Here is a 14,270-nt window from a genome sequence, read left to right as displayed (position 1 = left end):
GGGGCGCTCGCCGCCTTGGGGCGGCCCGGCGGCGGCGAGGGTCTTGCGTGAACGATTCCCTGACCGGCGCCAGCGGCACCGCCATGTGGCGCTGCCTCGTGATCGAGGACGATGCCGACAACGCGCGCTACATCGCCGAGGGCTTTCGCAGCCTGGGCCATGTGGCCGTGATCTGCCGCGACGGCGCCGAGGCGCTCGGCCGCGCGACGAACGAGGCCTGGGACCTCGTGATCCTGGACCGCATGCTGCCCGGCGGCGTGGACGGCCTGGCCATCCTGGCCACCATGCGCGCACTGGGCCGCAAGACGCCGGTGCTGGTGCTCAGCGCCCTGAGCGCGCTCGACGAGCGCGTGCGCGGCCTCAAGGCCGGCGGCGACGATTACCTGACCAAGCCCTTTGCCTTCTCCGAGCTGGCGGCGCGCGCCGAGGCGCTGGTGCGCCGCTCGCGGCCGGGCCCCGAGATCCGCGTGATCGAGGTGGCCGACCTGCGCCTGGACCTGGCCGCGCGCAAGGCCGAGCGCGCGGGCCGCGCCATCGCGCTGCAGCCGCGCGAGTTCCGCCTGCTGGCCTTCCTGGCGCTGCACGCGGGCCAGGTGCTCACGCGCACCATGCTGCTCGAAGCCGTGTGGGACTACCAGTTCGACCCGCAGACCAACGTGATCGACGTGCAGGTCAGCCGCCTGCGCGCCAAGCTCGACGCCGGTGGCGGGCCCTCGCTGATCCACACCGTGCGCGGCGTGGGCTACCGGCTGGCCGCGCCCGGGCCCGGCGCGCCGGCGGACGCCGCCGCGTGAGCCGCCCGGCCGGCCTGCTGCGCCAGCTGTGGCGCTCGATGGGCTTCCGGCTCGCGGTGCATTACGCGGTGCTGGTGGGCATCACCATGCTGGCCGCGCTGGCCATCATCTACTTGCAGACCGTGGGCACGCTGCACCAGCGCATGGCGCGCCAGGTGAGCGCCACGGCCCAGCAACTCGCCGCGCAGTTCGAGGACGAAGGCGTCGAGGCGGTGAAGCATTCGATCGCCCGCGCCATGGTCGACGGCCGCAGCACGGACGAGGAACTGCTGCTGCTGGCCGATGCGCAGGGCACGCCGCTGGCCGGCAACCTGGACGCGCTGCCCCCGCCGGGCGCCGACGGCCAGCGCTACGTGCTGCGCGACGGCCGCAGCGTGCGCGGCTGGATCATCGTGCGTGCGCTGCCGCAGGGCCATGTACTGGTCGTGGGCCAGGACCTGGGCGAGCAGGAAGCGCTGGAGGAGCTGATCATCAGCGCCAGCGCCGCCGCCGCGCTGGTCGCCATGCTGCTGCTGGCCGGCGGCATCTTCGTGTTCCGGCAGGAGATCGAGCGCAGCGTGGGCGCCGTGCGCCGCACGGCGGCGCGCATCGCGGCCGGCGACCTGCGCGAGCGCGTGCGGCTCTCGAGCGGGCAGGAGGACGAGTTCGCGCTGCTGGAGCGCGACATCAACGCCATGCTGGACCGCATCCAGTCGCTGATGGACGGCGTGCGCCATGTGTCCGACACCATCGCGCACAACCTGCGCACGCCGCTCACGCGCGTGCTCACGCGCCTGCGCGAAGCGGGTGCAGACGACGTGCCCGCGCCGCAGCGGCAGGCCGCCATCCATGCCGCCATCGACGAGCTGCAGGAGCTCAACCGCGTGTTCGAGAAGCTGCTGCAGATCGCAGAAGCCGAGGCCGGCGCGCGGCGCCAGCGCTTCGCACGCGTGGCGCTGGAGGCGGTGGTGGCCGACGTGGCCGAGCTGTACGACGCGGTGGCCGAAGACCTGGGCGCGACCGTGCGGCAGGCGCACGAGGACACGCTGCCCGTGCTGGGCGACCGCGACCTGCTGGCAGGCGTGGTGGCGAACCTGCTGGACAACGCGCTGAAATACGGCGGGCCCGGCTGCACGGTGGAACTGCGCACCGCCTGGCTGGACGGCCAGGCGGTGCTCACCGTGCAGGACGACGGCCCGGGCGTGCCGCCCGAGGCCCTGGCACGCCTGGGCGAGCGCTTCCTGCGCCTGCAGCCCGAGCGGCCGGGCCATGGCCTGGGCCTGGCCAGCGTGCAGGCCGTGGTGGCGCTGCACGGCGGCGTGCTGCGTTACGAGAACGCCGCCCCCGGGCTGCGCGTGCGCGTGGCGCTGCCGCTCGATCCGCGTTGACCGGGGCCCCGAACGGGGCCGCGCGCCGCAGGGCCCGCGGCCGGCCCGGCGCCGCTGCGCCAACCGCCTTCCTGACGGCTGGCCGAGCGGGTTGCGAACATTGCCAAACGGCAATGCTTTGGTCACCCAGCAAAAAGAGAAGCCTTCCTACGATCGGCCGCGCACGTTTCATGGCGTGCCGGCGCGTGCCCGCCGCAGGCGTGGCGCGCATTGCATCCCAACCGATCCGAGGAGAGCAGAGGGTGAAGATCAAAAGCGAGCGGGACTTCTTTTCAGGCGTCCTTTTCTGTGCATTCGGCGTGGCATTCGCCTGGGGCGCGACCACCTACAACGTGGGCAGCGGCGCCCGCATGGGGCCGGGCTACTTCCCGCTGATCGTGGGGATTCTGATCGCCATCATGGGCGCGGCCATCACCGTCAAGGCCATGACGGTGGAAACCGCCGACGGCGAGCCGGTCGGCAAGATCGCGTGGAAACCGCTGATCTTCATCATCGGCGCCAACCTGATGTTCGGCGTGCTGCTGGGCGGGCTGCCCAGCATCGGCCTGCCGCCCATGGGCCTGATCGTCGCCATCTACGCGCTGACCTTCATCGCGGGCCTGGCCGGCGACAAGTTCAGCTTCAAGGCTTCCGCGGTGCTGGCCACCATCCTCGCGGTGGGCAGCTACCTGGCCTTCGTGGTCGCACTGAAGCTGCAGTTCCCCGTGTGGCCGACCTTCATCGCCTGACCCCCGCAAAGAGACATCGGATTTCCAAGGCCCCATGGACCTCATCAACAACCTCTCCATCGGCTTCGGCGTTGCGTTCACCTTCCAGAACCTCGCCTACGCCTTCGTCGGCTGCCTGCTGGGCACCCTGATCGGCGTGCTGCCGGGCATCGGCCCCGTGGCGACCATCGCCATGCTGCTGCCCGCCACCTATGCGCTGCCGCCCGTGTCGGCGCTCATCATGCTGGCCGGCATCTACTACGGGGCGCAGTACGGCGGCTCCACCACCGCCATTCTGGTCAACCTGCCCGGGGAATCGGCTTCGGTCGTCACCGTGATCGACGGCTACCAGATGGCGCGACGCGGGCGGGCCGGGCCCGCACTGGCCGCGGCCGGCCTGGGCTCCTTCTTCGCCGGCTGCGTGGGCACGCTGATCCTGGCCGCCTTCGCGCCGCCGCTGACCGAAGTGGCCTTCAAGTTCGGCCCCGCCGAGTACTTCTCGCTCATGATCCTGGGCCTGATCGGCGCCGTGGTGCTGGCTTCGGGCTCGCTGCTCAAGGCCATCACCATGATCCTGCTGGGCCTGGCCCTGGGCCTGGTGGGCACCGACGTGAACTCGGGCGTGGCCCGCTACAGCTTCGACATTCCCGAACTGACCGACGGCATCGGCTTCATCGCCATCGCCATGGGTGTGTTCGGCTACGGTGAAATCATCGGCAACCTGGCGGTCAAGGAAGAGGAGCGCGAAGTCTTCACCTCCAAGGTCACGGGCCTGATGCCGACCAAGGAAGACTTCAAGCGCATGACGCCGGCCGTGCTGCGCGGCACCGCGCTGGGCTCCACGCTGGGCATCCTGCCGGGCGGCGGCGCCCTGCTGTCCTCCTTCGCGTCGTACACGCTGGAAAAGCGCACCAAGCTCAAGCCGGGCGAAGTGCCCTTCGGCAAGGGCAACATCCGCGGCGTGGCGGGCCCCGAGTCGGCCAACAACGCCGGCGCGCAGACCTCCTTCATCCCGCTGCTCACGCTGGGTATTCCGCCCAACCCCGTGATGGCGCTGATGGTGGGTGCGATGACCATCCACAACATCCAGCCCGGCCCGCAGGTGATGACCAGCAACCCCGAGCTGTTCTGGGGCCTGATCGCCTCGATGTGGATCGGCAACCTGATGCTGATCGTGCTCAACCTGCCGCTGATCGGCATCTGGATCAAGCTGCTGACCATCCCCTACAAGTGGCTGTTCCCGGCCATCGTGCTGTTCTGCGCCATCGGCGTGTACTCCGAGAACAACAACACCTTCGACGTGTGGATGGTCGCCATCTTCGGCGTGGTGGGCTATGCCTTCCTCAAGCTCAAGTGCGAGCCGGCGCCGCTGCTGCTGGGCTTCATCCTGGGGCCGATGATGGAAGAGAACCTGCGGCGCGCGCTGCTGCTCTCGCGCGGCGACTGGAGCGTGCTGGTCACGCGGCCGATCTCGGCCGGCCTGCTGATCGCCTCGGCGCTGCTGCTGGTGATCGTGCTGCTGCCTTCCGTGAAGGCGAAGCGCGAAGAGGCGTTCGTCGAAGAGTAGCCACGCGCCCCTGCCAGACCGGCCGCTGAGTGACCCCTGCGCGCCAGGATCGAGCCGCCCCGTGCGCGAGCTCGATCCTGGCGCGTTCGCGCTGCGCAGCGGCCTGGGTGCAATCCCTCTGCGGAACGCGGCCGCCCGGCCCTTAGCATCAGCGGCACGAGGCATCACCAGAGTGACCGAGCATGGGCACAACAGCGCGCAACTTCCTGCATCTGTGGGACGACAGCTTTCTCTATGTCACGCCCGCCATCCATTCGGGCCAGACGGCGCGTTCATCGACGACGCTGCTCGCGTCGGTGAGCGGACATCCGTTCACGCTCCAGGCGGCTGACGGCACGCGGGTGCGCTGCACGGCGGCGCTGGTCGGCGCGCATGTGCCGCGCCGGCTCGACGTAGAAGGCTGCGGCCTGCTGTCGCTCAATCTGGATCCCGCCTCCAGCGCGTACCGCATGCTGTCCGCCCGCCTGGGCGGCCAGGGCATCCTGCCCTTGAACGCGCGCTGCTTCGGCGGCCTGCGCGATGCCTTCGAGCCGGTGCAGCACGGCGCGCTGCCCGACGAGCAGGTACAGGCGCTGAGCCGGGGCATGGTCCAGTGCGTCACCCAGGGCCGGTCACCACGGCGCGGCTCGATCCCCGCGTGGCGCGCGTGATCGACACCCTGCGCAGCCGGGCTGGCTAGGCGCCGCTGCGCGAGCTGTCGGCCGTGGCCTGCCTCTCGCCCGACCGGCTCGCGCACCTGTTCGCGGCGCAGGTGGGCGTGTCGATCAAGCGCTATGCGCTCTGGACCAAGGTGCGGCTCACGGTGCACCAGTTCACCCGGCCGCGCAAGCTGACCGAGGTGGCACTCAACAGCGGTTTTGCCGACGCCGCCCACATGAGCCGGACCTTCCAGCGCTACTTCGGCCTGGCGCCCTCCTTCCTGTCCAGCCAGGTCCACGTGACGGCCGACGCCCAGGCCTCGCATGCCTGGGGCCACACGGCCTCCCGCGCCTGAAGCGCTTCAGCGCAGTCCTCGAAGCGCTGAACGTGGAAAAGCGTGCGGCCTTCGGCATCGCGGTATTTCCACGCGGCGACCGAATCCGGCGCGCCCCGCTGGCCCGCACGTCAGCGGCTGCGTACAAGTCGCGGCGCCCGGCGTTGCCTAACAGGCCGTTGAAAAAATGCTCATCGAACGCGCCAGGGTCGTGGATTTCGAAGAAACGGATCGCCCAAACTGGCCTGCGCAGCGATTGGAGCGGCCATTTCGGCCTGTTTGCAGGCCGTTTTGCCCGTTCCGGGCGCACGTATCCCATGGTTCACGCATGATGCGCGTCCCACCAGCCGCCCAGACTGCCCATGCGCACCAGGTTGTAGGTGGCAAAGCACAGCAGCGCCTGGCCCGCGAGCTTGGCCTGACCGATCAATTTGGTCTTGGCCAGACCACCCACTGTCTTGATCCAGCCAAAGGCCTCCTCGATGCGCTTGCGCACTTTGAGGCTGGTCTTGTAGCCCTCGTGGCGCCGGATGCGGCCATCGACCGCCGAGTGCTTGTCCTTGGCCGCCACGTGTGGCGTGACTTTGAGCTTTCGGCAGCCCTTGATGAAGGCCTGGCTGTCGTAACCTTTGTCGGCCCCGACCGTGGCCCGCTTGTTCTTGTTTCCCCGGCGTTTGAGCATCGCCAGCGCCGCCTCGCGCTCGGCGGTGCCACTGGCATGTGTGATCTCCACATCCACGATCAGCCCGTTGCGGTTCTCCATGAGGATGTGCCCCATGTGGCACAGGCGAGATTTGTCGCCCGCGCTCTTCTTGAACAGCCGGGCATCGGCATCGGTGGTGCTGGCGTGGGTGTCGTTGCAGCGCTCCTGCCCTTTGAAGTTCACCTCGGGGTTGCGTCCGGGTGGCGTGCCGCTGTCGTCGTCTTTGCGTTTGAAACTCTTGTGCGAGGCCCAGGCCTCAATCAGCGTGCCGTCCACGCTGAAGCGTTCGTCGCTGGCAAGCCGGCCCCACTGGGCGCTGAGCTTGACGCGCTCGAAGAAGGCGCGCGCCAGGTCTTCGTTGAAGAGGCGTTCGCGGTTGGCGCTGAAGGCGGAGTGGTCCCAGACCTTGTCTTCAATGTTCAGGCCCACGAACCAGCGGTACAGCAGGTTGTAGTTGACCGCCTCGACCAGCTGGCGTTCGCTGCGGATGGAGAACAGGATTTGCAGCAGCAAGGCCTTGAGCAGCATCTCCGGCGGCACCGAGGGGCGGCCACGGCGGGCGTACACCGCTTCGAACTCGCTGTTCATGCTCGACAGCAGCGCATCCACCACGGCGCGCAACTTGCGCAGCGGGTGTGCCGCTGGCACTCTTTCTTCAAGGCTGATGTAGCTAAACATCGCCCCCTGGAAGTCTTGGTTGCCTCTCATCTTTCTTGTCGCAGTTGTTCCGGGATGGCTTCAGATCGTAGCGGCCGACGCGGACGCTCGCAGGGGATTTTTCAACGGCCTGCTAAGCTGCGGCCTGCTCCAACAAGAGAGCCATCACCGGAGACAACAGTTCATGAGAAGCGTCCGACTCTCGCGCGGCATCCCGCCGCGCGCCTCCCTTGCGCCCCTCGCCCTCGGCACCGCGGCCCTTCTGAGCGCCTGCGGCGGCGGAGGCGGCGGCGGATTCCCGGCCTTGCCCCAGCCGCCCGCCGAAGCCAAGTACAAGGCCGAAATCCGCCGCACCGCCATGGGCGTGCCGCACATCAAGGCCGACAACTGGGCCGGCGCCGGCTACGGCTACGGCTATGCGCAGGCGCAGGACAACCTCTGCACCATGGCCGATTCCTTCCTCACCTACCGCGGCGAGCGTTCGGAGTTCCTGGGCGCCGACGCGCAGCTGCTGGCCAGCAGCACCATCGGCCGGCCGAAGAACATCGAGTCCGACTTCTTCCACCGCCACGTGATCTCCGACGACGTGGTGCAGAAGATGGTCGCGGCCCAGCCCGAGAACCTGAAGGAGCTGGTCGCCGGTTTTGCCGCCGGCTACAACCGCTACGTGCGCGAGGTCAAGGGCCAGGCGGGCGCGCATGCGGCCTGTGCCGGGCAGCCCTGGGTGCGGGCCGTGAGCCCCGAGGACATCTACCGCCGCATGTATGCCGCCAACCTGGCCGGCGGCTACAGCAACTTCCTCGCCGCCATTGCCGGTGCCGTCGCGCCGGCGGCACAGGCGCCCGTCAGGACCAGCGCACGCAAGCCAGCCCTCCAGTTCGCCGCCGCGCGCACCCGCGCGCCGCACTTCGAAGTCGGCGGCCATGAAGGCGTGGGCAGCAACATGTTCGGCTTCGGCACCGCGGCCACCGGCGACGGCAGCCCGCTGCTGTTCGGCAACCCGCACTGGTACTGGCGCGGGCCCGACCGCTTCTACCAGGCGCAACTCACCATTCCAGGCCAGCTCAACGTCAGCGGAACCTCCTTCCTCGGCATCCCGGTGATCCTGATCGGCTTCAACGACAACGTCGCGTGGAGCCACACCGTGTCGACCGCGCGCCGCTTCGGCCTGTACGAGCTGAAGCTGGCGCCCGGCACGCCGACCAGCTACCTGCGCGACGGCGTTCCCGTGAAGATGCAGGCCGCCTCCATCACCGTGAAGGTGCGGCAGGGCGACGGCAGCCTGTCGCCCGTCACGCGAACGCTCTACAAGTCGGAGTACGGCCCGCTGGTCAACCTGGGCACGCTGAACCCGGCGCTGGCCTGGAGCCAGACCACGGCCTTCGCGATCCGCGACATCAACGGCGAGAACTACCGCACCTTCCGCAACTGGATGCGATGGAACCAGGCCCGGTCGCTGGACGAGTTCATCGCGATCCAGCGCGAGGAAGCAGCCATTCCATGGGTCAACACCGTGGCCATCGGCCGTGGCGCCCCGAAGGCCTGGTATGCCGACATCGGCGCGGTGCCCAATGTGTCGCCGGCGCAGACCGCCAGCTGCACCACGGCGGCCGGCGCCCTGCTGCGCAGCAGCTTCCCGCGCGTGCCGATCTTCGACGGCTCGCGCAGCGAATGCGACTGGCAGACCGATGCCGACTCGGCGCAGAAGGGCGCGATCGGTCCGGCGCGCATGCCGAGCCAGCTGCGCGACGACTACGTGGCCAACATGAACGACAGCTACTGGCTCGCCCAGCCTGAAGCGCCGCTCACCGGCTTCCCCGAGATCTTCGGACCGGCCGGCACCGAACCCGTGACCTTCCGCACGCGCATGGGCAACCTGCTGGCGCAGGAGCGCCTCCAGGGCACGGACGGCTACGGCGGCACCCGGGCCACGGCGGACGTCGTGAAGCGGATGGTGCTCAACAGCCGCGTGCTCACGGCCGAACTGTTCAAGGAAGAGGCCTTGAAGCTGGTGTGCGCCACGCCGCAGATCGCCGTCGACAAGGACCCGCAGACCCGCGAAACCATCGGCCGCAACGTCGACACCGGCCCCGCCTGCGCCGCGCTGCAGGCCTGGGACAACACGGGCACCGCCGACGCCCGTGGCTCGCATGTGTGGGACGAATTCTGGGCCCGCGCCGCACTGCTGCCGGCCGCCACGCTGTACAGCGTGCCCTTCAGCGCGAGCGATCCGATCCACACGCCGCGCGGGCTCAAGAGCACGGCGGGCCCCGAGCTGCAGCAGGCCTTCGGCGCCGCCATCGCGCGCGTGGAAGCCAGCGGCTTCGGCGTCGACGCCCGGCGCGGCGACCTGCTGTTCGCCACCCGCGGCGGCCAGAAGATTCCGCTGTACGGCGGCTGCGGCGGCCCGGGCTACTTCACCATCGCATGCTCGGAAAACCGGCTGGACAAGGGCGGCTACAGCATGGACGCCAACCCCAACGGCAACAGCTACATGCAGGTGGTGCGCTTCCCCCAAGGCGGTGTCGATGCCCACACCTTCCTGACCTTCTCGCAGTCGGACGACCCGGCCTCGCCGCACAACGCCGACTACACGAAGGCGTACAGCCAGGGGCAGTGGCTCAAGGTACCGTTCTCGGAAGCGGAAATCACCGGCGATCCGTCGCTGCGCAGCACCTCGTTGAGCGAGTAGCCCCGGACGCCTGGCCGGCCTGCCCTGCCGGCCTCTTCATCGTCATGCCCGCCGCCATGGCCTCCAGGGGTCTCGGCGGCGGGCCTGCGTTTGCCACCGGTCGAAGCACGCGCGCCCGACGCGCAGCCGCCTGCCGCAGTGGGGCCACACGCTGAGCGCTGCCCTCCGTTGGCTCAGTTGGCGACGAACACCCCGGTCTTGGCCAGATCGGCCACACGCCCCGCGTCCTGCTGGATCAACTGGCGGAAGTGGCCCGAACCGCTCTCCTGCGCGGAGGGCGCCTGCGCGCCCATGCTTTCGATCTGCGCCTTGAAGGCCGGCTCGGCGACTGCCGCGGACAGGGCCTGCTCGAGGCGCTGCAGTTCGGCCGCCGGGGTTCCCTTGGGCGCCACGACGCCGTTCCAGATGGCCAGGTCGAAGGCCGGCAGGCCGGCCTCGGCGAAGGTGGGCACATCCGGACTTTGCGGCACGCGCGCGGCGGCCGACACCGCCAGGGCGCGCACGCGGCCGTCCTTGTGCAGCGGCAGCATGGTCACGGTCTGGTCGATCACGGCCTGGATCGTGCCGGCCATGAGATCGGTCAAGGCCGGTCCCGACCCGCGGTACTGCACCAGCTGCCCCTGCACGCCGGCCTGCTGCATGAACAGCGCCTCGGCGAAATGCGCGGTGGTGCCCGGACCGCCGGAGCCGAAGTTGAGCGCGCCCGGCGTGCTCTTCATCCGGCCGATCAGGCCCGACAGATCCTGCACCCCGCTGGCATTGCTGACCGACAGCACCATCGGCACCTTGGCCACGATGCCCACGGGCGCCACGTCGTTCACGGCCGAGTAGCCGGCCTGCTTGTACAGGTGCGGCAGGATGGCGAGCGACTGGTTGATGAACAGCAGCGTGCTGCCATCGGCCTTGGCCTTGAGGAAGCGCTGCATGCCGACCAGACCACCCGCGCCGGTCACGTTCTCGACCACGACGGACTGGTTGAGCCGGGCGCCGAGCGCCGTCGCGGTGAGCCGCGCCAGCGCATCGGAAGAGCCGCCGGGCGGCACCGTCACGATCATCGTGATGGGGCCGGCGGCCTGGGCCCCGGACAGCAGGAAGAAGGACAGGGCCGCAGTGGCGAGCCGGGTGAGCGTCTTGCGCATCTCAATGTCTCCTTGTGTTCTTGGAAGCAATCAGCCGGCGGCGCGGTCCAGGCGGCGCAGCACGGCCTCGGTCACTTCGGTGCAGGTGGCGGTGCCGCCCAGGTCGCGCGGCACGGCGTCGCCGTGTGCCAGCACCTCGCCCACGGCGGTCTCGATGCGGCGCGCGGCCACGGCCAGGCGATCGTCGCCATGGCGCTCGGCCAGCCACTGCAGCATCAGCGTGCCCGACAGGATGGTGGCCAGCGGGCTGGCCAGGTTCTGGCCCGCGATGTCGGGGGCCGAGCCGTGCGCGCCCTGGAACAGGCCATGGTGCTCGCCCAGTTCGGCAGACGGCGACAGGCCCATGCCGCCGATGGTGGCGGCGCCCAGGTCGGAAATGATGTCGCCGAACATGTTCTCGGCCACGATCACGTCGTAGAAGTCGGGGCGCTTGACCAGATGCACGGTCATCGCATCGGCATAGGCGTAGTCGATCTCCACATCCGGATGCTCGCGCGCCACCTCGTCGCAGACGGCGCGGAAGAAGGCGTAGCTGCGCAGGATGTTGGCCTTGTCGCAGACGGTCACGCGGCGCTTGCCGTCGCGCGGCGCACCGTGGCGCTTGCGGCTGAGCCCGAAGCTGAAGCGCGCCACGCGCTCCACGCCCTTGCGCGTCACCACGATGGTGTCGGTCGCCACCTCGCCGCGCAGGTTGATGCCTCCGCCCCGGCTGGCATACAGGCCCTCGGTGTTCTCGCGCACGATCACGTAGTCGATCTGGCCGGCCTGCCAGCCCGCCAGGGGCGACTTCACGCCCTGCCACAGGCGCACGGGCCGCACGTTGGCATACAGGTCGAGCCGGAAGCGCAGCTGCAGATGCAGGTCGTTGCCGACCTCGGTGCCGTCGGGGTAGGTCACGCCCGGCAGGCCGGCCGCGCCGTGCAGGATGGCGGCCGACTTGCGGCACAGCGCGAAGGTGTCGTCGGGCAGCACATGGCCGGTGCGCGCGTAGTGGGCGGCGCCGCCGTCGCAGCGCGTGAAGTGCAACAGGTCGCTGCCGCAGGCTTCAGCCAGGATGCGGGTGGCCGACTGGCACACCTCGGGTCCGATGCCGTCACCGTCGATGGTGGCGATTTGATACAGGGACATGAATCCGGTTCTCCAGGTGAGCACGCAGCCTGCAGGCTGCGCGGGGAAAAGAGGAATGCCCGCGCGGCGGCGAGGGCCACGCGTGGCAGGAGGGACGGGAGGGATGAAATGACCGGAAGCGGCAGTGCTGGAACGAGCTGCTGCCGCGCGGCGCCCTCAGCCCGCGTCGCGCGCGGCCAGCACCGCGACCAGTTCAGGCAGCAGGCGCTGGCCGCCCGTGCTGTCGACCGCCTGCGCCAGCGTCTGGCGCACGCCTTCCGCAATCGTGCGCGCGGCCTGGCTGTCCTGCGCCATGGTGGTGTAGTAGCCCAGGTCCTTGAGCGCGTTCGACATCGTGAAGCGCAGGCCGCTCGGGTCTTGCTGGGTCAGGAAGGGCTTGAGCCGCTCCAGCGCGGTGCCACCGCCGCCGCCCTTGGCCAGCACGTCGACGAAGACCTCGGGCGCGACACCCGCGCGCTGGGCGCAGGCCGCGGCTTCGGCGATCAGCGACACCGAGCCCAGCGACACGTAGTTGTGCAGCAGCTTCATGCGGTGCCCCGCACCCACCGGCCCGCAGTGCGTGATGTTCTCGGCGAAGCAGGCCAGGAGCGGCCGGCATTCGGCGAAGAGCGCCTCGTCGGCGCCCACCAGCAGGTTGAGCCGGCCTTCGGCCGCCTCCTTGGGCGTGCGGGTCATGGCCGCATCCATGAAGCGTCCGCCGGCCTCGGCTACCACTTTCGCCAGCCGCTCGGTCGAGGCCGGGATCGCGGTGGAGCAGTCGATGATCACCGAGCCCGGGCGCATGCCCTGCAGCACGCCCTCGTCGCCGAGCAGCACCGCCTCGACCTGCGGCGAGCCCGTCACGCACAGCAGCAGCACATCCACGGCCGCGGCAAGGTCCTTCGCGGTCGTGAAAGTGCGCACGCCGGCGGCTTTCAAGGCATCCAGCGGCTGGTTGCCTTCATGCTCCAGCACCGCCAGCGCATGCCCGTGCTTGACGATGTTGCTCGCGATGCCATGGCCCATGAGTCCGACGCCGATGAGGCCGATCTTCTTGTCTTTCATGTCTGTCTCCGTGATGGGATGAATGTTCAGCGGCCCGCCAGCGCCTGGCCCAGCCCGCCGGCACACACGTACTTGATCTCGAGGTAGTCGTCCACGCCGTACTTGGAGCCCTCGCGGCCCACGCCCGACTCCTTGATGCCGCCGAAGGGCGCCAGCTCGGTCGAGATCAGGCCTTCGTTGAGGCCGACGATGCCCACCTCCAGCGCCTCGGCCACCTGCCAGGCGCGCGCGTAGTCCTGCGTGTAGAAGTACGCGGCCAGGCCGAAGGGCGTGTCGTTGGCCATGGCCACGGCCTCCTCGTCGGTCTCGAAGCGGATCAGCGGCGCCACCGGGCCGAAGGTCTCTTCCTGCATGAGCTTGGACTTGGGCGACACCTCGGCCAGGATGGTGGGCGTGAAGAAGCGCCCACCCAACCGGTGCGGCTGGCCGCCCGTGACGATGCTGGCGCCCAGTGCCACCGCGTCGTCGATGTGCTCCCGCACCTTGGCCACGGCCGCGTCGTCGATCAGCGGGCCCAGGTTCACGCCGGGCTCCAGGCCGTTGCCCACCACCTGGGCCTCCACGGCCTGCTTGAGCTTGGCGGTGAAGCGCTCGTAGATGCCGGTCTGCACGAAGATGCGGTTGGCGCACACGCAGGTCTGGCCGGCGTTGCGGAACTTGGAGGCCATCACGCCGGCCACGGCCGCATCGAGGTCCGCGTCGTCGAAGACGATGAAGGGCGCGTTGCCGCCCAGTTCCATCGACACCTTCTTCACCGTGCCCGCGCACTGCTCCATCAGCTTCTTGCCGATCTCGGTCGAGCCCGTGAAGGACAGCTTGCGCACGACCGGGTTGCCCGTGAGTTCGCCGCCCACGGTGGAAGCCGAGCCCGTGACCACGTTGAGCACGCCGGCGGGGATGCCGGCCTCCTGCGCCAGCTGGGCCAGCGCCAGTGCCGAGTAGGGCGTGGCCGAGGCCGGCTTGATGACGATGGTGCAGCCGGCCGCCAGCGCCGCGCCGGCCTTGCGCGTGATCATCGCGTTGGGGAAGTTCCACGGCGTGATGGCCGCGACCACACCCACCGGCTGCTTGAGCACCACGATGCGGCGGTCCATGGCCGCGGCCGGGATCACGTCGCCGTACACGCGCTTGGCCTCTTCGGCGAACCATTCGATGAAACTGGCGCCGTAGGCGATCTCGCCCTTGGCCTCGGCCAGCGGCTTTCCCTGCTCCAGCGTGAGCAGCAGGCCCAGGTCGTCCTGGTGCGCCATGCACAGGTCGAACCAGCGGCGCATCAGGCGCGAGCGCTCCTTGGCGGCCGTGTTGCGCCAGGCCGGCAAGGCCCGGTTGGCCGCATCCACGGCGGCGCGCACGTCTTCGGCGCTCAGGCGCGGCACGGTGCCGATCACACTGTCGTCGGCCGGGTTGCTCACCGGCAGCGTCGCGCCATCGGAGGCGTCGACCCAGCGGCCGCCCACGAAGCATTGCTGGCGGAAGAGATCGGGATGTTGCAGTTTCAT

Annotated in this window: 12 protein-coding genes; 7 read left to right on the top strand and 5 right to left on the bottom strand. The window is 69.6% G+C overall.

From position 1 onward, the window contains the following. The first annotated feature begins 83 nt into the window (after positions 1 to 83). The 6 genes from LG388_RS18325 (at position 84) to LG388_RS18300 (ending at position 5,429) form a co-directional block, all read left to right on the top strand. Entirely contained in the window at positions 84 to 794 is a 711-nt protein-coding gene (locus tag LG388_RS18325) for a response regulator transcription factor (RefSeq protein ID WP_225784423.1), read from the top strand. Further along, the gene (locus LG388_RS18320) at positions 791 to 2,161 is read left to right on the top strand and encodes a HAMP domain-containing sensor histidine kinase (protein WP_225784148.1); all 1,371 of its coding nucleotides are present in this window, start codon (positions 791 to 793) and stop codon (positions 2,159 to 2,161) included. The genes LG388_RS18325 and LG388_RS18320 overlap by 4 nt, the downstream gene beginning before the upstream one ends. 242 nt (positions 2,162 to 2,403) lie before the next feature. Further along, entirely contained in the window at positions 2,404 to 2,889 is a 486-nt protein-coding gene (locus tag LG388_RS18315; RefSeq protein WP_225784147.1) for a tripartite tricarboxylate transporter TctB family protein, read from the top strand. Positions 2,890 to 2,923: 34 nt separating this feature from the next. Continuing rightward, positions 2,924 to 4,435: a tripartite tricarboxylate transporter permease gene (locus LG388_RS18310; protein WP_225784146.1), complete on the top strand. Its 1,512-nt coding sequence runs from the start codon at positions 2,924 to 2,926 to the stop codon at positions 4,433 to 4,435. A 182-nt stretch (positions 4,436 to 4,617) separates the two neighbouring features. Beyond that, the gene (locus LG388_RS18305; RefSeq protein ID WP_225784145.1) at positions 4,618 to 5,085 is read left to right on the top strand and encodes a hypothetical protein; all 468 of its coding nucleotides are present in this window, start codon (positions 4,618 to 4,620) and stop codon (positions 5,083 to 5,085) included. A gap of 53 nt (positions 5,086 to 5,138) precedes the next feature. Further along, a complete protein-coding gene (locus tag LG388_RS18300) occupies positions 5,139 to 5,429 on the top strand; it encodes a helix-turn-helix domain-containing protein (RefSeq protein WP_225784144.1) in 291 nt (96 codons plus the stop codon). A 301-nt stretch (positions 5,430 to 5,730) separates the two neighbouring features. On the opposite strand, the gene LG388_RS18295 is transcribed toward LG388_RS18300, so the two are convergent. After that, positions 5,731 to 6,819 (bottom strand): IS5 family transposase, encoded by a 1,089-nt coding sequence (locus tag LG388_RS18295; protein WP_225784143.1) that lies wholly within the window; start codon positions 6,817 to 6,819, stop codon positions 5,731 to 5,733. Between the two features lie 133 nt (positions 6,820 to 6,952). On the opposite strand from LG388_RS18295, the gene LG388_RS18290 reads away from it, so the two are divergent. Then, the gene (locus LG388_RS18290) at positions 6,953 to 9,460 is read left to right on the top strand and encodes a penicillin acylase family protein (protein WP_225784142.1); all 2,508 of its coding nucleotides are present in this window, start codon (positions 6,953 to 6,955) and stop codon (positions 9,458 to 9,460) included. Positions 9,461 to 9,633: 173 nt separating this feature from the next. On the opposite strand, the gene LG388_RS18285 is transcribed toward LG388_RS18290, so the two are convergent. The 4 genes from LG388_RS18285 to LG388_RS18270 form a co-directional block, all read right to left on the bottom strand. Beyond that, positions 9,634 to 10,599 carry a tripartite tricarboxylate transporter substrate binding protein gene (locus tag LG388_RS18285; RefSeq protein ID WP_225784141.1) on the bottom strand — a complete coding sequence of 322 codons (966 nt, stop codon included), beginning with the start codon at positions 10,597 to 10,599 and terminating at the stop codon, positions 9,634 to 9,636. A 30-nt stretch (positions 10,600 to 10,629) separates the two neighbouring features. After that, positions 10,630 to 11,727: an isocitrate/isopropylmalate dehydrogenase family protein gene (locus LG388_RS18280; protein ID WP_225784140.1), complete on the bottom strand. Its 1,098-nt coding sequence runs from the start codon at positions 11,725 to 11,727 to the stop codon at positions 10,630 to 10,632. 156 nt (positions 11,728 to 11,883) lie between these two features. Further along, positions 11,884 to 12,771: an NAD(P)-dependent oxidoreductase gene (locus LG388_RS18275; RefSeq protein ID WP_225784139.1), complete on the bottom strand. Its 888-nt coding sequence runs from the start codon at positions 12,769 to 12,771 to the stop codon at positions 11,884 to 11,886. A gap of 26 nt (positions 12,772 to 12,797) precedes the next feature. After that, on the bottom strand, positions 12,798 to 14,270 hold the full coding sequence (locus LG388_RS18270; RefSeq protein WP_225784138.1) for an NAD-dependent succinate-semialdehyde dehydrogenase: 1,473 nt from the start codon (positions 14,268 to 14,270) through the stop codon (positions 12,798 to 12,800).

The sequence above is a fragment of the Xenophilus sp. Marseille-Q4582 genome (genome assembly GCF_916700565.1).
Lineage (GTDB): Bacteria > Pseudomonadota > Gammaproteobacteria > Burkholderiales > Burkholderiaceae_C > Xenophilus.
Note: the sequence above shows the minus strand (reverse complement) of the source record. Positions and strands in the feature narration are given on the sequence as shown.

Coding starts and splice junctions, on each gene's coding strand:
- LG388_RS18275 (WP_225784139.1), bottom strand. CDS start 12,771: ATGAAAGACAAGAAGATCGGCCTCATCGGCGTCGGACTCATGGGCCAT.
- LG388_RS18310 (WP_225784146.1), top strand. CDS start 2,924: ATGGACCTCATCAACAACCTCTCCATCGGCTTCGGCGTTGCGTTCACC.
- LG388_RS18295 (WP_225784143.1), bottom strand. CDS start 6,819: ATGAGAGGCAACCAAGACTTCCAGGGGGCGATGTTTAGCTACATCAGC.
- LG388_RS18305 (WP_225784145.1), top strand. CDS start 4,618: ATGGGCACAACAGCGCGCAACTTCCTGCATCTGTGGGACGACAGCTTT.
- LG388_RS18280 (WP_225784140.1), bottom strand. CDS start 11,727: ATGTCCCTGTATCAAATCGCCACCATCGACGGTGACGGCATCGGACCC.
- LG388_RS18325 (WP_225784423.1), top strand. CDS start 84: ATGTGGCGCTGCCTCGTGATCGAGGACGATGCCGACAACGCGCGCTAC.
- LG388_RS18285 (WP_225784141.1), bottom strand. CDS start 10,599: ATGCGCAAGACGCTCACCCGGCTCGCCACTGCGGCCCTGTCCTTCTTC.
- LG388_RS18290 (WP_225784142.1), top strand. CDS start 6,953: ATGAGAAGCGTCCGACTCTCGCGCGGCATCCCGCCGCGCGCCTCCCTT.
- LG388_RS18270 (WP_225784138.1), bottom strand. CDS start 14,270: ATGAAACTGCAACATCCCGATCTCTTCCGCCAGCAATGCTTCGTGGGC.